Origin of the sequence: Flavobacterium fluviatile, assembly GCF_010645065.1 — a bacterium.
Lineage (GTDB): Bacteria > Bacteroidota > Bacteroidia > Flavobacteriales > Flavobacteriaceae > Flavobacterium > Flavobacterium fluviatile.
The window spans coordinates 1-22,994 of the sequence record NZ_JAADZW010000036.1; the positions used below are offsets into that span (position 1 = coordinate 1).

The window sequence follows — 22,994 nt, forward strand, 5'->3', positions numbered from 1 at the left end:
CTATCCCAAAGCCGCGTTAGGGATGGAAGCGGCATCCTTTTGCGGCTGGCGTCTTCTCTTTTTACCCAAAACTTTCTCCCGCAAAAGATATAGCGGACAGCCCGGTCCTGATGGAAACGCCATAAAAATAATTATGATTTATATAAATTGTTATTAAATCTATATACTTTTATTTATCCATGTAAAAATGCTTCTTTATTGATTTTATGCATATAAAAAAACCTGCAAATCTAAATTTGCAGGTTTAATAAATTATGCGACTAAATCTCTATTTAATCAAATCAAAACTTCTTTTTACAAAAGCCGTAAGTTCTTCTCCTTTTAATAAATTTTGAGATAATTTAGCAAGATCCAAGGCTTGTTTGACTAAGTTTTCCTGAGTTGATTTGTCTTCAGTATTTAAAATGTTTGTAGCTAAATCAGAATTAGTATTTACCACTAAGTTATACATTTCCGGCATATTGCCCATTCCGAACATTCCGCCGCCACCTGACTGGCTCATTTCTTTCATTCTACGCATGAATTCTGGTTGCGTAATAATGAATGGTACAGCCCCACTGTCCATCGCTTCTAACTGAACAGAATATGCTTTTGGGATATAAGCTTCTAATGAAGCTTTAAGAGTTTCTTTTTCTTCATCAGATAATTTAGAAATTGTATTTTCGTCCTTTTTTATCAGATTGTCGATATGATCAGAATCTACACGTACGAAAGTTAAATCTCTGTTGTCGCCCTCTATTTTTTGAATTAAATGAGAAATAATCGGAGAATCTAAAAGTAACACTTCATATCCTTTTTCTTTTGCTGTTTGAATATAAGAATGTTGAGCATCTTTATTTCCTGCATATAGAACTACAACTTTTCCGTCTTTGTCTGTTTGATTTTCTTTAATCTTTTCTTTTAATTCTTCAAGAGTAAAATAAGTATCATCTACAGTTGGATATAATACAAATGCACCAGCTTTTTCATAGAATTTGTCTTCAGAAAGCATTCCATACTCTAAAACAATTTTAATATCGTTCCATTTTTGTTCAAAATCGGTACGGTTTTCATTAAATAATGCTTTTAATTTATCAGCAACTTTACGAGTAATGTAATTTGAAATTTTCTTTACTGCGCCATCTGCCTGCAATCCCGAACGAGAAACGTTTAGCGGAATATCCGGGGAATCAATAACTCCTTTTAACATAGTTAAAAATTCAGGCACAATTCCTTCAACATTATCAGTAACGTAAACCTGGTTTTGGTATAATTGAATTTTATCTTTCTGAATTTGCATATCAGAACCTAACTTAGGGAAATATAAAATCCCCGTTAAATTAAATGGATAGTCTACATTTAAGTGTATATTGAACAAAGGTTCTTCGAACTGCATTGGATACAATTCTCTGTAGAAGATTTTGTAATCTTCTTCAGATAATTCAGAAGGTTGCTTTGTCCAGGCAGGATTTGGGTTGTTAATGATGTTGTCTGTTTCCACTGTTTCATTAACGTAATCTTCAGGAGCGTCTTCTGGTTTTGGAAGAGTTTCTGTTCTTGTTCCGAATTTAATTGGAACAGGCATAAATTTATTATACTTATTCAATAATCCACTAATTTTAGCATCTTCTAAAAATTCTAAAGAATCTTCTGCAATATGCAAGATAATTTCAGTTCCACGTGAAGTTTTGTCAGCTGGCTCTAATGTAAATTCAGGGCTTCCGTCGCATGTCCAGTGTGCAGCAGGTTCATCTTTGTATGATTTTGTAATGATTTCAACCTTTTCAGCAACCATAAAAGCAGAATAAAAACCAAGACCAAAATGACCTATAATTCCTGAATCTTTAGCAGAATCTTTATACTTATCTAAGAATTCTTCAGCTCCTGAAAATGCAACCTGATTAATGTACTTTTCTACTTCATCAGCAGTCATACCTAAACCCTGGTCAATAATGTGAATTTTTTTAGCTTCTTTGTCAACCTTGATTTCAATAATTGGATTTCCGTACTCTACTTTAGCTTCCCCAATGCTAATCAGGTGTTTTAATTTCAAAGTAGCGTCAGTACCATTCGATACCAATTCACGTAAGAAAATTTCGTGATCGCTATATAGAAACTTTTTGATTAAGGGAAAGATGTTTTCTACAGAAACATTAATTTTACCTGTTGTCATATTTTTTAATTTTTTAGTTTAATAAGATGATATTCACTTCTTCAAATTAAATACCAATTTTTTAATAATGACAAAATGTCGTATGTGTTAATTCTGAAAGAAAATAATCGGATTTTGGAACTGAATGTATTTACATGAATTGTATCTTTGTTTTACAATAATTGTTAAATGTGTAAGTAATAACTTAAATAATTCTACAAAATGAAGAAATTTATTTTCATTTGCATGATGTCCACGATCCTATTTGCGTGTAAATCAGCATCGTCAACTACAACTTCAACAGAAGCAACAGAACTTTCAAAAAAACTTGACAGACCAACTCAGGTGGCTATTAAAGGAAACTGGGTCCTTACAAATGTATCATATCCGGGCTCTGATTATATCAAAGTAAATTCTTTTGATTTAGCCGATTCTAAATGTTTTATTGGCAGTACATGGAACTTTATTTCTAATAATAATAAAGGAACAATGACTTTAAATGCTCCAGGTTGTACAGCATTTACTTCTCCAATTGTCTGGAGTATAAACAATCAGGGACTTTTTGTTCTTAAAATTGTAGATCCTGGAACGAAATCAAAAAATGTTACATCGGGATACTTACTTAAAGTTGCCGGATTAACTGATAATTCATTCCAGTTGATTGATACTATTAATGTTGGAGGACAAACTAAAGATGTCACATATCAGTTTCAAAGGGCTAATTAATTTTTAAAAAAAATAAAGATGAAAAAGATAACAGTTTTAGGATTGAGCAGCTTACTTATATTAGTTAGTTTTTTTGCAAGTTGCGATTCAGTTAAAAATGCAAATAACACACAAAAAGGAGCAGGAATTGGTGCGGTTGCAGGTGGTGTAATTGGTGGTATTTTAGGGAATAATTTAGGGAAAGGCGGAAACGCAGCGCTAGGTGCTGCTATTGGAGCTGCTGTAGGTGGAGGAACAGGAGCACTTATTGGAAACAAAATGGACAAACAGGCCCGTGAAATTGATCAGGCTCTTCCAGGTGCAGATGTAGAAAGAGTAGGTGAAGGAATTCACCTTACATTAAATGAAAATGCGGTTCGTTTTGATACCAATAAATCAACCCTGACTTCTCAGGCAAAAGCAAATTTAGACAAATTAGTTCCTGTATTTAATGATTACGGAGATACTAATATTGAAATTTTTGGTTATACTGACAGTACAGGAAAACCAGAATATAATTTGACTTTGTCTGCGCAAAGAGCTGCATCTGTACAAGCTTATTTAGTGTCAAAAGGATTGAAATCAAGCCGTTTTAAAACCTCAGGTTTAGGAATTGCTGATCCGATTGCAACAAATGATACGGCAGAAGGAAGATCTCAAAACCGTCGCGTTGAGTTTGCCATTACTGCAAATGATAAAATGGTAAATGATGCGAAGGCTGAAGCTGGGAATTAATTAAATTGCAATAAAATTTATTAAAAGCTGTTTCTTAATTGAAGCAGCTTTTTTTTGCCTTTCGAAATTAAACATTGTAAATTTGAACTCTCAATTAGAACACATGCTTGATATTCAAAATATTTCATTTTCGTATACTGAAAAACCTGTTATCAAAAACATTTCTTTTACTATAAATAGAGGTGAGAACATTGCCATTATTGGCGAAAGTGGTTGCGGTAAAAGTACACTATTGAAACTTATTTATGGTTTATATGATCTCAATGAAGGAAAAATTTTTTATGAAGAAAAACCTGTTTTAGGTCCAAAATATAACCTGATCGCCGGAATGCCTTATATGAAATATCTGGCCCAGGATTTTGATTTGTCACCTTATGAAACCGTAGCTGAGAACGTTGGAAAATTTCTATCCAATGGTTTTGCCAATATGAAAAAGCTTCGTGTTCAGGAATTACTGGAAATGGTAGAGATGGAGCAATTTTCTAATGTTAAAGCAAAATTTTTAAGCGGGGGACAACAACAACGTGTTGCTTTGGTAAGAGTTTTAGCTTTAGAGCCGGAAGTAATTTTGCTTGATGAACCATTTAGCCAGATTGATGCTTTTCGGAAAAATGCTTTGAGACGTAATTTATTCAGGTATTTGAAGCAGAAAAAAATCACGTGTATAATTGCAACACATGACAGTACAGATGCGTTATCATTTGCAAATGAAGCCATAGTGATGCGCGATGGCGAAATTATTACCAAAGGAAATCCGGCAGAGATTTATAAAAATCCATCTTCGAAATATGTTGCTTCTCTTTTTGGAGAAGTGAACGAGATTCCAACTCATCTATTACAACTTTCCGAAGATAAAAATGCAAAATCATTAATTTATCCGCATCAGTTAATCATGGTTGAGCATTCTGATCTGGAGGTTAAAGTCAGAAGAACTTACTTTAGAGGAAATCACTATTTGATTGAAACGGTTTACAAAAGACAATTGATATTTTTTGAAAACGAATTTGATTTACCTCTTGAAATAACAATTTTCTTAGGTCTTAACTCTTAACTGAATAATACATCGTGAATTTCTTCTGTTTTGTCAAAAACACTTTTTGCAAAAGGACAAAGCGGAATAATTTTCAGGCCATTATTTCTGGCGTAGTCTACTGCGGCCATAACTAATTTTTTGCCTACGCCTTTTCCGTTAAACTCCTCATTTACTTCAGTATGGTCAATGATGAATTTAGCATTTCCAGCCCATGTATAAGTCATTTTTCCGGCTTTTTTTTCGTCTTCTATAGCTTCAAAATAGCCTTTTTTGATATCGTTTATTTGTTTAATTTCCATACTATTTAAATTAAAGTTGTTTGTATTTCAATTATATTGGTAAGTATTTTGTGGATTGGGCATTTTTCAGCAATCAAATGAAGTTTTTGTCTTTGGTTTTCATCAATTTCACCTGTTATTTCAATCTTTCTTGTAAATAGAGAGATATTTTGTTCGCTGTCTTTTTCATAATCTATTTTTATATCAATTTCAGAAACATTCCATTGCTTTCTGTTGATGTACATTCTTAACGTGATTAAAGTGCAGGAAGCCAGTGAGGAAGCCAAAAGCTCTGAAGGGCTGAAACCTAAATTTTTCCCTCCAAATTCCTGTGGCTCGTCTGCAATTACAATATTTCCGCTCGCAGAAGTTATTTCGGTGCGATACAATCGTGTGTCTATTTTTGCTGATAATGTTTCCATAATTATTTAACTCCTGGTTCTGGTAATGGGACAAATTCGGTTTCGCCCGGAACTTTCGGGAAGGTTTGTGCTGTCCAGTCCTGTTTGGCTTTTTCAATTAGCTCTTTATCTGAAGAAACAAAATTCCAAAAAATAAAATGTTCTTCAGGAAACGGCTGTCCTCCAAAAATATAAACAGTTGAATTGGCTGCAATTTCAAACTCACAAAGCGTACTGTCATTTGTAATTAGAATTTGTTTCGGATCATACACATGTTCTCCGCTTTTAATACTTCCTTCTAAAATATACAAACCGCTTTCTCCGAATAAGTCTTTTCCAATATTTATTTTTTGAGCTGATGTGCTTTTGATTTCAATAAAATATAACGGACTGTAAACCGGAACAGGAGATTTCTTTCCAAAAGCTTCACCGGCAATGAGTTTATATGAAACTCCATTTTCTTCCCAGGCCGGAATATCCTGCGCTTCAACATGTGTAAAATTAGGGTCCATTTGTTCCAGTTCTTTTGGAAGCGCTACCCAAATCTGCAATCCGTGAAGCATTTTGTCAGAATGTCTTAAATATTCCGGAGTCCTTTCAGAATGTACAATTCCTTTTCCGGCTGTCATCCAGTTTACAGCACCGGGCTTTATTTCTAATGCTGTTCCTAAACTATCCCGATGCATAATGCTTCCTTCGAACAAAAAAGTAAGCGTAGAAAGTCCGATATGCGGATGCGGAGGAACATCCATATTTTGATACTGATTTAAATGTGCAGGTCCCATATGATCGATAAATACAAATGGACCAACTGCTCTTTTTTCACGGAAAGGCAATAATCTGCCTACCATAAAATTGCCAATATTGGCAGCACGTTCTTCGATAATTAAATTGATGTTTGACATGGTCGATTTAATTTGAAAGCAAAATTACAAACTCATAGAAATCTGTAATTTAATTTAGATTTAGAAAAGCTATCTTAACTTAGTGTTATAAAAATAAGAAATTTGATCTGTATATTTTCAATTTGTTAGTTCGAATTCTAAAACTTCGCTTTCGGTTCCATTAATTATAATCGATAAATGATGAATTCCGGTATGAAAAACACGGGTAGTTATCAGTTTAAAAGACTGGTTTCTTTCAATCTTTGTTAATTGGTTTGGATGATAGATTTTTTCACTGATTTTAAAAACTTTTTTAGCCAGATGACCTTTTGCTTTTTTATAATGAACTGCATATTCTAAACGAACTGTTTTTGGTACTTCATTTTTATTATTTAAATGAAAATGAAATTGCAGATGATCTCCAATTTTTACAATAGGTGTTCTGATTTCGAATAATGAAAGTTCAATATTGGTACTTTCTAAGCCGTAATGACATAAAATTTCAGGATGTCCCTGTTTTAGTAAAGTCCGGCAGCCGTGTTTAATGATCCCATCCGTTTCTTTGCTGTAACCTTTCCATTTTGAAGCGATTTCAAGTACAATTTCAGGATTATCTTTTGCAATATCATTGAGATTATTAGCAACGCTTCTTCGAACATATTCTGAAGTGTCATTTTTCAAATTTTCTAAAATCGGTAGAATAGAATTTGGATCTTTTTTCAGGTACGGAATCGCCATTGCCCAGGGCAATCTTGGTCTTGAACCTTCGCTTGCTAATCTTCTGACATGATGATTTTCGTGTAAAGACCACTTTATCATCTCGCAGATCATTTTTTCTTTATATTTTAAAATGAAAGGGCGGACTGCAAATTCACAGCTTATGAATTGTGTAATGGTAACGAAAGCTTTTGTCGAAGTTTTAAAATCATCTAAGCCGTAATTTTCAATATAATCTGCAAAGAAAATAAAAGCCAGATTGCCATCAGCAAATTTTTTTTTCCTTAAATTTTTGATAATTTTATCTATTAAATGTACGGCTTCGGAAAAATTTTGAGGCATAAACTGATGCAGAACAATTGTAGTGTGTTTCATTCGGTCTTTCCATTCTTTTTGCAAGAAATCACCTTCGTAAATCTTTTTGATGAATTTTTGCTTATCGAAAGCCGGATGTACTTCAGTAACAGCCTGACCAAATTTTTCGTAAAAAGAAACCGAATAAATATCTTTAATTAATCCCATAATTTTGTTTGAATGTACCTCAAAGATATTTAATGTTCCTTGATTTTTTTACAAATAATTAGAAGAACTTTCTTCCGAAATTTTTGTTTTTAGAAGAGGCTAAACTTTCAAATCCCCAAAATAAGTCCTATTTTAGCATCTTATAAAATTTTAGAAAATGATTAGCGAAGCACAATTTCAAACTGAATTACAATTATTGATAAGTAATGCAATTCGGGAAGATGTAGGTCCGGGAGATTTTAGTTCATTGGCATGTATACCTGATACTGCAAACGGGCAAGCTAAATTATTGGTAAAAGACCAGGGAATAATTGCAGGAGTTGAGCTTGCTAAAATGATTTTTGATTATGTGGATCCGAAACTGAAGGTGAAAACTTTTATTAAAGACGGAATCAAAGTAGAATATGGTCAAGTTGTTTTTGAAGTTTCGGGAAGTTCACAATCTATTTTAAAAGCTGAAAGAGTGGTTTTGAATACTATGCAGCGTATGTCGGCAATTGCTACCAAAACAAATCATTTAATGCAGCTTTTGGAAGGAACTGGTGCTAAAATATTAGATACCCGTAAAACAACTCCAAATTTCAGAGTAGCCGAAAAATGGGCAGTGAAAATTGGAGGCGGAGAAAATCACCGTTATGCTTTGTACGATATGATAATGCTAAAAGATAATCATATCGATTTTGCAGGCGGTATAACATTAGCTATAGAAAAAACAAAGAAATATCTGAAGGACAATAATCTGGATTTAAAGATTATTGTAGAGGCCAGAAATCTGGATGAAATTCGTGAGATTTTATTGAGTGACGGAGTTCACAGGATATTGATTGATAACTTTAATTATGAAGATACCAAAACTGCCGTAGCATTAATTGGTGATAAATGTCAGACAGAATCTTCGGGAAATATCAGCGAGAAAACAATCCGCGAGTATGGTCTTTGCGGTGTGGATTATATTTCATCAGGCGCCCTTACACATTCAGTTCATAATATGGACCTGAGTCTTAAAGCTTTTTAAAATTGTTACTTGTAAATTTTCAATTATTAATTTGGAAAGTCTAATGATCTGAAGCAGGTCTAAATTTAATGAAAACATGTCTAAAGAGATAGGAGACAGGCTTGAAAGAATACCAGTTGTACGCTTACTTGTCCGATTTTTAAAGAACATAAAATTACCTTGGCTAGAGGGCTTTTCTTTATATGATTTGCTCGAAATGTACATTTTAGGTATACTTGAAGGAGCTTTTTCTTATCATGCAAGTGCTGTTTCTTTTAGTTTTTTTATGGCTCTGTTTCCTTTTGCATTATTTATTTTAAATTTAATTCCTTTTATTCCGATAGATAATTTTCAGCAGGACTTCTTGCTGTTTGTGCAACAAAGTGTCCCGCCAAATACTTATGATGCTATAAGTAAAATTATCAGCGATATTTTAAATAACAGTCATTCAGGTTTATTGTCATCTGGATTTTTGCTGTCTATTTTTTTGATGGCAAATGGTATTAATGGCATTCTTAGTGGTTTTGAATCTTCAAAACATGTTTTTGATAAGCGTGGTTTTTTTCATCAGTATTTAGTTGCTTTGGCAATTTCGCTCGTAATGACGATCATATTATTTGTAACTGTGGCTACCATTGTAGTTTTTGAGGTATTTATTCAAAAAACCATGATTCAGGATGTGCTGAGTGATCGAATTCCGTTGATTATTTTAGGAAGATATTTGTTTGTTATGCTGATGATTCTGATAACATCTTCAATTTTATTGCGTTATGGTACAAAACAGTATAATAAAGTGCCGTTTATTAGTATTGGTTCGGTTTTTACAACAGTTTTAATTGTTTTATCTTCGTTCTTTTTTGGAATTTGGGTTATAAAATTCTCAAAATACAACGAACTTTATGGTTCTATTGGCACATTATTAATTCTAATGTTTTATATTTGGATAAACTGTATGATATTACTGTTGGGTTTCGAGCTCAACGCTACTATCAGAAAATTAAAACAAAAAAATAAGTAGGATTATGAAAAATTGTATTTTAGCTATAGGTGTTTTTTTTCTAATGTTAAATACTATTCAGGCGCAAAGTGTTGTTGGGAAATGGAAAACAATTGATGATGAAACCGGGGAGGCAAAATCCATAGTAGAGATTTATGAAAAGTCGGGAAAAATATACGGAAAAGTTGTAGACATACTTCGTGCTGATCGTAAAAAAGATGTATGTAGCAAGTGTGAAGGAGCCGAAAAAAACAAGCCTATTCTGGGTATGGTAATCATCAACGGACTTAAAAAAGACGGGGCTGAGTACAATGGAGGGACAATTTTAGATCCGACAAGTGGAAAAAAATACAAATGTTATATTACCTTAGATTCTGCTGATAAATTGAAACTTCGTGGTTATGTTGGAATTTCTATTGTAGGAAGAACGCAATATTGGATACGAGTGAAAAATTAATTTAATAAATAAAATGCGAAAATTAGCATCGATAATTTTATTCTTAACAATGCTATTTGATAGTTCAGCGCAATCTACGAATTCACCATTGCAAATAAGTCATCTTGCAGGTGACTTTTATGTTTATAAGACATTTCATTTTTATAAAGGCACGTTGATTTCTGCTAATGCTATGTATCTTGTGACAGATAAAGGTGTTATTATGTTTGACGCTCCCTGGGACGAAACACAGTATCAGCCTTTATTGGAGACGATAAAGGCAAAACATAATAAAGATGTTATAATGTGTTTTGCAACACATTCTCATGAAGATCGTGCTGGTGGTCTGGGTTTTTACAGACAAAAAGGAATTAAAACGTATTCTATAGGAAAGACAGATCAAATTCTTAAGGGTCAAAATAAAAAAAGAGCCGAATTTATAATTCCAAATGATACTGCATTTGCAGTAGGAAAGCATAGTTTTAAAGTTTATTATCCAGGAAAAGGACATGCCCCGGACAATATTGTAATTTGGTTTGATAAACAAAAAAAGTGCTGTATGGAGGTTGCTTTATTAAAAGTGCTGAAGCAAATGATTTAGGGTATTTGGGTGATGCTGATGTGAAAGAATGGGAAAAATCAATCCAAAAGGTTCAGGCGAAATTTAAGAATCCGATTTATATTATTCCGGGTCATGACGATTGGACTAATGTAGAATCTTTAAAGCATACTTTGAAAATGGTTCGGGAATACAATACTGTACATGCTTCTGGTAAAAAATAATTCACTAATTTAAAATAATTGCATGTTTTTTGTCGAAGTTGTTTTGCCGCTTTCTTTAGCTAAAACCTTTACGTATCGTATTTCTGAAACTGAATTCTATTTTATTAAAAAAGGAATGAGGGTGGCTGTGCCTTTTGGTAAAAGTAAAATTTATACAGCATTGGTTATTGATATGCATCAAAATGAGCCAGGATTGTATGAAGCTAAAGAAATTCATCAGATATTAGACGAAAAGCCAATTGCAACTGAAATCCAGATTAAACACTGGCTTTGGGTGGCGAACTATTATATGTGCGGCATTGGTGATGTGTACCGTGGAGCATTTCCTGTGGGCTTATTATTGGAAAGTGAAACAATTATTTCGCATATACCAGGTGCGGCTGCAAATGTTAGTGAGCTTTCAGATGATGAATTTTTGATTTATGAAGCTTTACATCATCAAAGTTCACTTAAGGTTCAGGATATTATCTCGATTCTGAATAAGAAAAATATACTTCCGGTTCTTCAAAAAATGATTTCGAAAGGCATCATTGTATTAGAGGAAGAAATAAAAGAAAACTACAAGCCTAAATTGGTTCGATATGTAAGGCTGCATTCAAAATATGAATCAGACAGTGGTTTGAATGAATTACTGGAAATACTGAAAAACGCTACTAAACAAAAAGAAATTGTTTTGGCTTATTTTCAAATTAGTGCTTCAGAAAAGAAACCCATTACAGTTAAGAAACTAACTGAAGTTTCAAATTCGACTCTGGCTGCGGTAAAAGCATTAATTGAAAAAGAAATTTTTGAAGAATATTATTTGCAGCATGACAGGGTTTCTTTTGAAGGAAAAGCTTCGGAAAAGCAATTAGTTTTGAGTAAGGCTCAGCAAACAGCTTTAAGTGAAATTAAAAATAGTTTATTAGAAAAAGAAGTTTGTCTGCTTCACGGTGTGACTTCTAGTGGTAAAACAGAAATATATATTAAGTTAATAGAGGAATATCTAGCCTCGGGAAAACAAGTTTTATATCTTTTGCCTGAAATTGCATTAACAACACAGTTAGTTTCCCGCTTGCGGCTTCATTTTGGCAATAAAGTTGCTGTATTTCATTCTAAATACAGTAACAATGAGAGAGTCGAAGTCTGGAAACAGACACTTGAAAATTCAGAAAAAGCGCAAATTATAATAGGAGCGAGGTCGGCTTTGTTTTTGCCTTTTAATAATCTTGGTTTGCTGATCGTTGATGAAGAGCATGAGCAGACTTTTAAACAGTCAGATCCGGCACCACGTTATCATGCAAGGGATTCGTCTATTGTTTTGGCTAAATTTCATAATGCCAAAGTGCTTTTGGGATCTGCAACACCAAGTATTGAGACTTATTTTAATACTCAAATTGAAAAATTTGGTTTGGTTACGATTAAGGAACGTTATAATAATGTCCGAATGCCGCAGGTTGTTTTGGTAGATTTAAAAGACAAGCATTTTAGGAAAAGAATAACAGGACACTTTAGTGATGTTTTAATCGAAGAAATCGCTGAAGCATTGTCTTTAGGCGAACAAGTGATTTTGTTTCAAAACAGAAGAGGATATTCGCCAATAATAGAATGTTTGACTTGTGGTCATGTGCCTCATTGTCAGCAATGCAATGTGAGTTTGACTTATCATAAACACAAAAATCAATTGCGCTGCCATTATTGCGGTTATTCTATTGCAAGACCAACGCATTGCCACAGTTGTTCCAGTATTGATTTGACAACAAAAGGTTTTGGAACAGAGCAGATAGAACAGGAATTGCTCTCACTTTTTCCGAAAGCTAAAACAGGAAGGATGGATCAGGATACGACAAGAGGAAAATTTGGTTTCGAAAAAATTATTGATGCCTTTAAAAACAGAGAAATCGATATTTTGGTTGGTACACAAATGCTGGCTAAAGGGCTGGATTTTGATAATGTTAGTCTTGTCGGAATTATGAATGCAGATAATATGCTGCATCATCCTGATTTTAGAGCTTTTGAAAGAAGCTTTCAGATGATGACACAAGTTGCCGGAAGGGCCGGCAGATCTGAAAAACAAGGAAAAGTGGTCATTCAGACCTATAACCCAAACCATAATACAATTCAGCAGGTTACCATGCATAATTATGCAGGCATGTATAAAGAGCAATTATATGACAGGAAGATTTATAAATATCCGCCATATTTTAGAATTATAAAACTGACTTTGAAGCATCGTGATTTTGATAAATTAAAAGAAGGCACAATGTGGATGTATCAGGTACTAAGTCAGAATTTGAATATGCCTGTTTTAGGTCCTGAAGAGCCTGCAATTAACAGAATCAGGAATGAATACATCAGAACAATTTTAATTAAAATTCCGCAAAACGCAGCCTTAGTAGCTACAAAAATAACAATTCAGAAAATGTTGAATAGTTTTGAAGCAGTTCCACAGTACAGATCTATAAAGCTAGTTGTAAATGTAGATTTTTATTAACTATCACGGGGTTGACAGAGCTCTCACTAAATCTTCTTTTTTGTTTCGGCTAAGTGGAATTTTAGTAATACCAATTTCTGCAAATTTACTGTTAAAGCGTTCGACTTTATCAATATTGATAATATATGATTTGTGAACCCGAATGAATTTTTCCTTAGACAGGTCCTTTTCGAAAGACTTCATTGTTGACAATACCAAGTTACTGTCATCTTCTGTAACAACTCTTACATAGTCTCCAAAAGCTTCAATCCACTTAATTTTTGATGTGAAAATTTTGAGTTTTTTTAGGTTACTTTTAATAAAAATGTGCTCACCTTCTTCTTCTTTTACCTCTTTTTTAAGAATATGCATGTCAATTGCCCTTTTTACAGAAGCATTAAAACGATCAACTGCTATAGGTTTTTGAAGATAGTCTGTAGCATCATAATCAAAGGCTTTTAAGGCATATTCTGCTTTAGATGTAATAAATATGATTTGAGGTTTTGATTTTAAACCATCAAGAAAGTCAAAACCGTTGATAACAGGCATTTCAATATCTAAAAATATCAAATCGATATTATTTAAAGAGATGCAACTTTTTGCTTCTATTGCATTAGAAAAATCTCCAATCAGGTGTAAGCCAGGATGATTGTTGACTAATTTTGCAATAATTGCCCTCTGTATAGAACTATCATCTACAACAACACAGTTTAGTTTCATAAGAGTCAAATTTAATAGATTCAAGGTTTACAATAGTAAATGTATTATTTTTTTGGAAAAAAAACTAAGATGGAAGCCTGTTTTTTGCATTTCAACGAATAAAAGAAAAAAAATATTGGTTATTAAAATAAATTGGTTACTTTTGCACCCAATTTTAACAAATAAATATTGTATTTATGAATCATTATGAAACTGTTTTCATTTTAAATCCCGTTTTATCTGAAGTTCAGGTGAAGGAAACAGTAACGAAATTTGAAGAATTTCTTACTAGTAGAGGAGCTGAGATGGTATCGAAAGAGGATTGGGGTCTTAAAAAAATGGCTTATGAAATCCAAAACAAAAAAAGTGGTTTTTATCACTTATTCGAATTCAAAGTAGCCGGAGAAGTTCTGATTGCTTTTGAAACTGAATTCAGACGTGACGAAAGAGTTATGCGTTTCCTGACTGTAAGTCTTGACAAACACGCTGTTTCCTGGGCTGAAAGAAGAAGAGCTAAACTTAAATCTACAAAAGCTTAATTATTATGGCAACATTACAACAATCTGCTTCAGGGAAAAAAGACGGGGATATCAGATATCTAACGCCTTTAAATATAGAAACTAACAAAACTAAAAAGTATTGTCGTTTCAAAAAATCAGGAATCAAATATATCGATTATAAAGACGCTGATTTCTTATTGAAATTTGTTAACGAGCAAGGTAAAATTCTTCCTCGTCGTTTAACAGGAACTTCTTTAAAATACCAAAGAAAAGTGTCTGTAGCTGTAAAAAGAGCTCGTCATTTAGCTTTAATGCCATACGTGGCCGATTTATTAAAATAATTAAAAACTCTAGTCGCTGGTTTCTGTTTTATCAGAACCTAACTTCTAAAATATAAGGACAACAACATGGAACTTATTTTAAAACAAGACGTACAAAACTTAGGATTTAAAGATGATGTAGTATCTGTAAAACCTGGTTACGGCCGTAACTTTTTAATTCCTCAGGGTTTTGCTGCTTTAGCAACACCTTCTGCTAAAAAAGTTTTAGCTGAAAACCTAAAACAAAGAGCGCATAAAGAGGCTAAAGTTGTTGCTGATGCTAAAGCTTTAGCTGAAACGTTAAAATCTCTTGAAATTAAACTTACTTCAAAAGCTGGTGGGGAGAAACTTTTTGGTTCTATCACAAACATCGACATTGCAGAAGCTTTGGAAAAATCAGGTAATGCTATTGATAGAAAATTTATCACTAGCGGTATCGTAAAACGTACAGGAAAATATTCAGCGAGCATCCGTTTGCACAGAGATGTTATTGTTGACTTGCCATACGAAATTGTTGCTGAAAAGTAATAGTTTGAAATTTTATACAAAAATCCCGATGTAAATCGGGATTTTTTTTGTTTTGAGAATATGTAAAACCTAAAGAAAATGAAATACGCAAGATTAACAAAAGAACAATTTGATGAATTACATGCAGAATTTGCAAGTTTTTTAGCTACACAGGCTATAGATAAAGCAGAGTGGGATTCTTTAAAATTAAATAAACCGGAAGTCGCAGAGCAGGAATTAGATGTCTTTTCTGATTTAATTTGGGAAGGAGTTTTGTCAAGAGCAGAATTTTTAGAGCATTTTTCTAAAAATCATATATTTTTATTTCAGTGTTTCGAAACGCATGTACAATCTATTGTACTGAAGTCTTTAGTTGCAGAAACAGATTTCCTGACTAAAGATGGTTTGCAGTGGTTGAGTGATAATATGTTTACTGACGCAATAGAAATGAAAACAGGAAAGAAAACCTTTACTGAAGATCGTAATTCTTCAATTTTTGAATTAATTCAGCAAGGAGCTTTTTTAAGCGATGGGCAATTGTTCAGACAAATTAATTCTATTATAGAATCATAGAACTTATTTATTTAGGATAAAAGCATTTTTTTAGTTGAATTTTGTTTAATGTTTTGGTGCTTTTATACCCCGTATTTATACCTGTTTTGACTTTTTTAAAATTTATCTTTATTTGTTAGATATGTGATCTAATCATGTTTATATAATTGTCGAAAAAACAATTATATTTATAAGTAATTACTTTCAAATATATTAATGTGTTAAAAAAAAGGCTTTTTTATTGTTATATTTTTAAATATTATTTAGCTTAAAAATGGCAGTATTTATAGCGATTAATGCTTTTTTTGTGGGTTAATTTTTTATATAAATGAAAAAAATAAGAATTTTACGCTTGTTTAGTATTTTATTTTTTTTTAATTTTAGAAATATAAAGCTTAAACAAAAAGTTTTATTTTGAATTGTAGATTCATAAATTTATTATAAAAAAGAAAATTTCTTTTTTATAGCATAATTTGAAGTTTTATAATAAATTATTTAACTAGTTGCTTATGGACTTAATATTTACTCTCTTCATCAAATTTGCATTCGGAATTAGTATTATCTTGTTTTTAATAAACTTATCAGAGTTTAAGTTTATTTGTAAAGCAAAATTGATCCGTAAATTTAAAAATTACATTAGTATTTTATTCTTAATACCCCACCCCAATTGATGACTAATTGTCATTGATTGTATTTTGTATGCAATTTTTAAAACCATCTAAAAATTGTTTTTTATAAAAAGAGTAATCAACTTTTTGTAAATGTCAAATTGTACAAAATACAAAGTGAATTCTAAATTCAAATTATTCTAAAACAAATCACTCCTTTTTTTGAAGCTTCATGCTTCTTCAAATATTTAAGACGTTTTTAATCAATTGATAAAAACGCTCTTGGTTACGCTTTTATTTTTTTAAATTTTAGATTAAGCTCAATTTTTGAATTGGGCGTTATTTTTAACTAATTGATTTTTAGTTTTTTAAAATTGTATAAGACGGTTGTCTTACTGCAACAGGGTTTCTATTGTCCATTTTCTAATCTTCCAAATTATGAAAAAAAAGTTACAAATTATTAATCTCAACTTCCAGAAGGGATTATTAGGAGCATTGTTTTTTTTGCTTTTATTTTCAAACTCTTTTGCTCAGAATGTATGTAGGCCGATTTCGCAAACAAATAGTACAGGCGGTCTTTTATGTGCAGGTATGAGTGTTACTGATCCAAATGATGCATTTGATATAAGTATGAGTACTTTTGCTACCATAAGCAATGTGCTTGGTTTAGCTTGTTTTGCACAAGAAACATTAACATTTAATCAAACTGCGAAGGCTGGAGATCAAATTGTAATTTATTTTGGAACTGGAGGTGGTTTGCTGAATTTGAGTCTTTTATCAAATGCGACAATCCAGGCAAAGCTTTCCGGTACAAACGTAGATGATCCTGTGGCATTAAATAACGGGCTGTTAAATCTTCAATTATTACCGGGTAATCAAATAGCTGTAGTGCGATATACATTGCCAGGTGATACGAACCAAGTAAGGATTCAGGTTGGTGGGCTTCTTAGTGTATTAGTGAATTTAAGGGTTTATGATGTAAGGCTCGATTTTGCAAAACCTACCGTTACAAATGGTTTAACACAAACTGTTTGTTCTGGAAATTCTTTAAATTTATTAGCTAACCCTGTAGTGGGTACTACGCTTGCCTGGTATGATTCTCCTACTTCAACAGTTGCATTAGCAGCAGGAAATAGTTATACAACTCCAAATTTAACAGCTAATACAACTTATTATGTTGGCGTTTCCAGAACAGGTGGGTGCGAGGGAAGTGAACGTTTACCAGTTGTTGTCAACGTTTCTAATCCTGTAGCGCCAGCAATAAGCGGTGCTGGTACTTCAATATGTTCTACAGGAGGTGATCTACAAACGACATTGTCTATTATTAATCCAATTCCGGGTACGACTTATAATTGGTATGAGACGGCATTTGGAGTACCGGTTTTTGCAGCTTCAGGAGATACTTATTCTCCAACAGTTCCGTTAGGTACTTCTACATTTTACGTTGAAGCCGTGATAGGAAGTTGTGTCAGTCTAACAAGAACTCAGGTTGATGTAATTTCAACTGCTATACCTGCTGTTCCAACGGTCTTAACTCAAAGTGTGACTATTCAATCGGGACAGAATGCAACTTTGAATGCAACTTCATCCGTTTCAGGTGTTACATTAAATTGGTATGATGTTGCTTCAGGGGGGACAGCAATTGCAGTTAATTCTCCCACATTTACAACACCAATTTTAACAGCGACAAAAACATATTATGTAGAAAGCCAAAGCGCAACAGGAAACTGTGTTAGCAACAGAGTTCCAGTAGTTGTTAATGTACAGCCAGCAGCTTTGGGAGGTTGTTTAGAAGCGGGCAGCCAACAAACAAATCAAAATGGATTATGTTTATTATGCGGCTCAACGAATCCGAATAATTCTGTTGATGGAAATCCTGCTACAGCAGCTCGTCTTACAGTTCCTGTTGGATTGTTAAACGGATGGATTCAGCAAACATTACAATTCAATAATCCGGGCAGACAAGGAGATATTGTTGATGTTGAATTAGAATTGCCAGGCGGACTTGCAGATGTTGCCTTATTAGGAACCGTTAGTTTGGCGACTTATAATGGTGCAACCTATAATAATGACAGAGTTTTAATTAATAATTCCCTGATAACTTTACAATTATTGTCAGGTAATCGTTTTAGAGCGAGTGTAGTCGCTGGTGCCGCTTTTGATCGTGTTGAGATTCGGTTAGGAGGTTTGGCAACAGTATTGACAAGTTTAGATATTTATCAGGCGACTTACAGATATAAAGAACCTTTAATTTCAGGTAATACAACAATTTGTAGTGGTCAAACAACGACTTTAACTGCAAGTGTTGGAGTTGGAGAAACCATTAAATGGTTTGATACAGCTACTGGAGGAACTTCTTTAGCAGCTACAACTTCTTACACCACTCCGGCTTTAACGGTTCCAACTACTTATTATGTTGAAATAACCAGAAATGGCTGTGTTAATAGTGAGCGTTTTCCTGTAGTAATCTCAATTAATAATCCTGTAGCTCCTGGTATTGCTACAGCAGGTACTACAATTTGCAGTGGTCAGGCTACCACATTGAATATTCAGGCTCCCATTTTAGGAACCGTTTACAAATGGTATGATGCAGCTTCAGCAGGAAATTTAATGTTCACAGGCACTTCTTTTACCACACCAAATTTAACTGCTGATACCAACTATTTTGTTGAAGCGGAAATCGGAAGTTGTTTAAGTACAACTCGCACTTCTATTACGGTAACTGTAAATCCATTACCTGCAGTACCAATTGCCGCATCTTCAAATGTGGTTATTCAGTCAGGACAGAGTGTTGCTTTGCAGGTTTCAAGTCCGGATTCTAATGTTACATTTGACTGGTATGATGTACCAACCAATGGAACTGCTTTGGCAACGGGGACAAATACTTACTCAACACCAGTTTTAACATTAAATAAAACCTATTATGTGACTGCAAGAGGTATAACTTCAGGTTGTACAAGTAATGCAAGAACTGCTATTAACGTTTTGATAAATAATTCAGCTAGTAGTTGTTTACAGGCTAATACACAAGTCACAACCTTAGATCCTGGTTTATTGTGTGTTTTGTGTAGTTTCAGTAATGCCGGAGGATCTGTTGATACTAATGTAAATACATTTACAAGACTTTCAACAGTAGCCGGTATAGCCGGAGCTTATGTTGAACAATTATTAACTTTTCCAACAACAGGCCAGGCAGGTGATATTATAGAGGTCGAACTAGAATTGCCGGGAGGATTAGCAGATGTTTCATTATTAGGAGGCGTTAGTTTAGCAACTTATAATGGAGCAACTTATAATAACGACAGACAGTTTCTAACAAATAGTTTGTTAAGCTTACAGCTGCTGTCAGGAAATAGATTTAAAGCCAGTTTTACAGCAACAGCGTCATTTAATAAAGTTGAGATTCGGTTGGGAGGATTAGTGACTTTATTAACAAATTTAGATATTTACGGAGCTTCTTATAGATTTAAGGATGCTGTAGTTACCGGTGCCACATCTCTAATTTGTAGTGGACAAACAACCAGTTTAGCTGCCAGTTCAAATGTAGCTGGAGAAACTTTTAAATGGTATGATGCGGCAAGTGCAGGAACAGAACTTTCTGCTTCAGCAACCTATACCACACCTTCTTTAACAGCAACAACAACTTATTATGTAGAAGCAACACGTGACGGAACTTGCGTTAATAGTGTTCGCCAGCCTGTTACGGTAACAGTGTCGCCATTTGCAACAGGTGCTGATATTACAATTAACAGTCCTTTAGAAGCTTCTTGCGCCGGAAGTGTTGTATTATCTCCAACATCAGCTTTAGTCGGAGCGCAATTCAGATATTATACCGATCAAAATAAAACGGAGGAAATTAATACAGGCTCTATAGTCGCTTCTCAACCAGGAGTAACTTTTTCTAAAGATTCGATAACAGGAGCTTTAACAATTAATGGTCTGAATTCAGCTGTACCATCTTATAGTTATTACGTATCTGTTGTTAATGCAGTTACTTGCGAAAATGCAATCAATACACTGAAAGAAGTAACGGTTAATTCTCCATCCGTCACACCTTTAACAGTAATTGGTACTACTTTAGAAGGCTGTGAAACTGTGAATTTAGCAAATGCGATAACAGGTTTAGATACAACCGGAAATACAACTTATACTTTTTATGATCCTTCAGATAATATCTTGCCTGCAGCTGCTGCAGCTAATATCAATACAAGTGGTGTTTACTCAATTCAGGCTCAGGGTAACGGTGTTACATGTCCGTCGGCTAAGCTGCCGGTTACAGTCACAGTTAACCCGTTACCAAGTCTAGTTGTTGCAACACCTTTCTTATCAGTAAATGTGGGAACCAATGTTCTTTTGAATGCTACATCAAACGGAACATTAGCATGGTTTAATCCTCAGGGAAATCCTTTGACAGGTCCGGTATTTACAACAGGAGTTTTAAATACTCCGGGAATTTATACTTATACAGTAGTTGCTACAAGTGTTCTAAATTGTTCTGCTTCAGCAACAATTACAATCAATGTTATAGATCCAAACAACTGTCAATTATTGACAGAAAGAGTTTATGCGACCGGACAAAGCTCAGGTTCAATTGTAACAGGTGGAGTTGCTAATCCTACTAATGCCATTGACGGAAATACGCAAACTTATTCAACAATAGTAACTGGAGTTGGTCTTTTAGGAGTTGGTACTACCTGGCAGAATTTGACATGGCCAACTAATATAACAAAAGGGACACCAGTTACGGTTAAGCTAGGAGCAGAATACAGTGGTGTGGCTGTTGCACAAGGTTTATCAGTGGTTGGAACTAAAAGTGGAGTTCCTATTGGAGCAATGCTACCTGTTTCAGGATCACTATTAAATTTATTGCCTGGAGAAAAATCGTATGAGTTTACTTTTGTTCCATCAAATTCATCCGGTCCGCAAGATTATGACGGAATCAGAATACTATCCGGAGCACTTTTGAGTGTTGCTCAAAACACAAAAGTATTCGATGCTTATTACACAAAAAAAGTTTCAACAGTTGTTTGTACTCCTGGGGATATCCAGGATGTGTTTTTCGGAGCAACAGATCTTGGAATAGGGGCATTAACTTCTACTGTTGGAGTTAGCGATTCGTGGAATGTTGCGGATAATGATGTTTCTACTTTCGCAACCATGTATAGTGGGGCTGGAGTTTTGGCAGCAGCAGATTTAACAGTTACATTTAAAACCCCGTCAATTGTAAGTGATACATTAAGACTTGTAGTTTCTAAACCAGGGGCTCTTTTAGATGTCAATTTACTAACCGGATTTAGCATTCAGCGTTACTTGGGTAATGTTGCAGTTGGAGCTCCTATTCAAAGCAATAGTACATTGTTAAGTATTAGAGTATTGCCGGGAAATACAATGTCAATGGTATTAGTATCCTCTCTCCCTGAAGCATACGATCGTGTAAGAATTCGTTTTGGCGGTGTTGCAGGAGTTTTAGATTTCCTTAGAGTTCATACAGTAGAACGAGTTGGTAATACGAAAGTAATTGGAAGCGATTCTGATAACAAAATTACGGTTTGTCCGGGAACAGATGTTACACTTCAGGTTCCGACAGAAGCTTGTTCTAATTATATATGGTACGATTCGCCTACAGGAGGTTCTGTTGTAGCTAACGGAATTACTTTTACAGTTCCTGCTACATTAGCAGCCGGTACTTATAAATATTATGTACAACCGGTAAGATATGGTTGTGAAGCTTTATCAAGAGGAGAAGTTACTATTGAAGTCCGAGCTTCAAGTCCGGAAAATGCTTTAACAAATATTACTCTTAATGGTGGAGTTGATACTTCAATTTGCTCTCCAACAGGAACGATAACTTTAAATACAAGTTTAAGCGGAACTCCTTCATTAACAAACCCGATTTATTATTGGTATAATTTTGACGGAACCACAAGTCAGTTAATTGCAGGTGAAACGACAAGCCAGTTAATTAGAAATGGATTAACTCCTGGGACTTATACTTATTTTGTAGGAGTTAGTTCAGATGAGTTTTGTGAAACTGCTGCGGCAGACAGAAAACAAATTACTTTTACAATATTGCCTCCATCAGTTCAAAATGATATTTTAGTTGATGATGCAGTAGTTTGCCACAATATTCCGGCAACCTTAACACCTACAAGTGTATTATCCGCACCTGTATTTTCATGGTATTTTGATGCGAATAAAACTCAGCCTATAACAGATGGAACAGTAAGTGGCGTAACTTATGCCATAAGCTCTACAGGAGTTTTAACAGTAACAGGTTTAACACGTGCTTTGAGTCCGGTTACGTATTATGTTGGAGTTTCAAGTGATACAACTTGTGAAAATATAGCTGGGACGCTTCAAACAGCAACAGTAATAATAAATGACCCAGGTACACCAACTACCACAGATAGCACACAAGATTTCTGTTTAGCGAATGCGCCGACAGTTGCCACTATTCAGGTAAACGAAACTAATGTAGTTTGGTACGATTCATTGACCAGCACCACGGCAATTGCGCCAACAACCGCTTTGGCAAACGGAATTTATTACGGAGCTATTTTAGACCCAGTAACAAGTTGTGAAAGTTCAGTTCGTCTGGCAGTAACCATTACCATAAATGACCCGGGCACACCAACAACAGCAGATGCGACACAGGATTTCTGTTTAGCGAATGCGCCGACAGTTGCCAATATTCAGGTAAACGAAACTAATGTAGTTTGGTACGATTCATTGACCAGCAC

Annotated in this window: 18 protein-coding genes and 1 pseudogene; 13 read left to right on the top strand and 6 right to left on the bottom strand. The window is 34.1% G+C overall.

Translation table 11 applies throughout. The annotated features are described in order from the left end of the window. Positions 1-268: 268 nt before the first annotated feature. Complete coding sequence (htpG, locus tag GXM17_RS20220; protein ID WP_163401332.1) at positions 269-2,152, bottom strand: molecular chaperone HtpG; 1,884 nt, start codon at positions 2,150-2,152, stop codon at positions 269-271. Positions 2,153-2,353: 201 nt separating this feature from the next. Between htpG and GXM17_RS20225 the strand changes: the two genes are divergently transcribed. The 3 genes from GXM17_RS20225 to GXM17_RS20235 all read left to right on the top strand — a co-directional run bounded on the left by GXM17_RS20225 (position 2,354) and on the right by GXM17_RS20235 (position 4,622). Then, a complete protein-coding gene (locus GXM17_RS20225; RefSeq protein WP_167522132.1) occupies positions 2,354-2,857 on the top strand; it encodes a lipocalin family protein in 504 nt (167 codons plus the stop codon). A gap of 18 nt (positions 2,858-2,875) precedes the next feature. Next, positions 2,876-3,571 carry a YiaD family glycine zipper/OmpA-like lipoprotein gene (locus GXM17_RS20230; RefSeq protein WP_163401333.1) on the top strand — a complete coding sequence of 232 codons (696 nt, stop codon included), beginning with the start codon at positions 2,876-2,878 and terminating at the stop codon, positions 3,569-3,571. Positions 3,572-3,674: 103 nt separating this feature from the next. Further along, positions 3,675-4,622 carry an ABC transporter ATP-binding protein gene (locus tag GXM17_RS20235; RefSeq protein WP_163401347.1) on the top strand — a complete coding sequence of 316 codons (948 nt, stop codon included), beginning with the start codon at positions 3,675-3,677 and terminating at the stop codon, positions 4,620-4,622. On the opposite strand, the gene GXM17_RS20240 is transcribed toward GXM17_RS20235, so the two are convergent. The 4 genes from GXM17_RS20240 to GXM17_RS20255 form a co-directional block, all read right to left on the bottom strand. Then, positions 4,619-4,903, bottom strand: coding sequence for a GNAT family N-acetyltransferase (locus GXM17_RS20240; protein WP_163401334.1), 285 nt, complete (start codon positions 4,901-4,903; stop codon positions 4,619-4,621). The two genes, GXM17_RS20235 and GXM17_RS20240, sit on opposite strands and share 4 nt — an antisense overlap. A gap of 5 nt (positions 4,904-4,908) precedes the next feature. After that, positions 4,909-5,304, bottom strand: a complete 396-nt coding sequence (locus tag GXM17_RS20245; RefSeq protein WP_163401335.1) for an OsmC family protein — start codon at positions 5,302-5,304, stop codon at positions 4,909-4,911. A 2-nt stretch (positions 5,305-5,306) separates the two neighbouring features. Continuing rightward, a complete protein-coding gene (locus GXM17_RS20250; RefSeq protein WP_163401336.1) occupies positions 5,307-6,188 on the bottom strand; it encodes a pirin family protein in 882 nt (293 codons plus the stop codon). Between the two features lie 117 nt (positions 6,189-6,305). Further along, entirely contained in the window at positions 6,306-7,406 is a 1,101-nt protein-coding gene (locus tag GXM17_RS20255) for a DNA alkylation repair protein (protein ID WP_163401337.1), read from the bottom strand. Positions 7,407-7,563: 157 nt separating this feature from the next. Here GXM17_RS20255 and nadC point away from each other — a divergent pair, with 157 nt between their 5' ends. The 5 genes and pseudogenes from nadC (at position 7,564) to priA (ending at position 13,089) form a co-directional block, all read left to right on the top strand. After that, the gene (gene nadC, locus GXM17_RS20260) at positions 7,564-8,421 is read left to right on the top strand and encodes a carboxylating nicotinate-nucleotide diphosphorylase (RefSeq protein WP_163401338.1); all 858 of its coding nucleotides are present in this window, start codon (positions 7,564-7,566) and stop codon (positions 8,419-8,421) included. Between the two features lie 76 nt (positions 8,422-8,497). Next, entirely contained in the window at positions 8,498-9,418 is a 921-nt protein-coding gene (locus tag GXM17_RS20265) for a YihY/virulence factor BrkB family protein (protein WP_163401339.1), read from the top strand. Between the two features lie 4 nt (positions 9,419-9,422). Continuing rightward, positions 9,423-9,854 (top strand): DUF2147 domain-containing protein, encoded by a 432-nt coding sequence (locus tag GXM17_RS20270; protein WP_163401340.1) that lies wholly within the window; start codon positions 9,423-9,425, stop codon positions 9,852-9,854. Between the two features lie 13 nt (positions 9,855-9,867). Further along, positions 9,868-10,616 (top strand): annotated as a pseudogene (gene bla-B1-FLAV, locus GXM17_RS20275) (subclass B1 metallo-beta-lactamase). Positions 10,617-10,638: 22 nt separating this feature from the next. Continuing rightward, the gene (priA, locus tag GXM17_RS20280; RefSeq protein WP_163401341.1) at positions 10,639-13,089 is read left to right on the top strand and encodes a replication restart helicase PriA; all 2,451 of its coding nucleotides are present in this window, start codon (positions 10,639-10,641) and stop codon (positions 13,087-13,089) included. Between the two features lie 3 nt (positions 13,090-13,092). Here the strand turns inward: priA and GXM17_RS20285 are convergent, their stop codons facing one another. Beyond that, complete coding sequence (locus tag GXM17_RS20285; protein ID WP_163401342.1) at positions 13,093-13,788, bottom strand: LytR/AlgR family response regulator transcription factor; 696 nt, start codon at positions 13,786-13,788, stop codon at positions 13,093-13,095. Between the two features lie 176 nt (positions 13,789-13,964). Here GXM17_RS20285 and rpsF point away from each other — a divergent pair, with 176 nt between their 5' ends. The 5 genes from rpsF to GXM17_RS20310 all read left to right on the top strand — a co-directional run. Next, the gene (rpsF, locus tag GXM17_RS20290; RefSeq protein ID WP_163401343.1) at positions 13,965-14,306 is read left to right on the top strand and encodes a 30S ribosomal protein S6; all 342 of its coding nucleotides are present in this window, start codon (positions 13,965-13,967) and stop codon (positions 14,304-14,306) included. Between the two features lie 5 nt (positions 14,307-14,311). Next, positions 14,312-14,608 (top strand): 30S ribosomal protein S18, encoded by a 297-nt coding sequence (rpsR, locus tag GXM17_RS20295; RefSeq protein WP_007138295.1) that lies wholly within the window; start codon positions 14,312-14,314, stop codon positions 14,606-14,608. Between the two features lie 66 nt (positions 14,609-14,674). After that, positions 14,675-15,115 carry a 50S ribosomal protein L9 gene (gene rplI, locus GXM17_RS20300; RefSeq protein WP_163401344.1) on the top strand — a complete coding sequence of 147 codons (441 nt, stop codon included), beginning with the start codon at positions 14,675-14,677 and terminating at the stop codon, positions 15,113-15,115. Positions 15,116-15,193: 78 nt separating this feature from the next. After that, positions 15,194-15,667 carry a DUF6495 family protein gene (locus tag GXM17_RS20305; RefSeq protein WP_163401345.1) on the top strand — a complete coding sequence of 158 codons (474 nt, stop codon included), beginning with the start codon at positions 15,194-15,196 and terminating at the stop codon, positions 15,665-15,667. A 1,025-nt stretch (positions 15,668-16,692) separates the two neighbouring features. After that, positions 16,693-22,994, top strand: a 6,302-nt coding sequence (locus GXM17_RS20310) for an Ig-like domain-containing protein (protein ID WP_425280025.1), incomplete at its 3' end; no start/stop codon positions are given.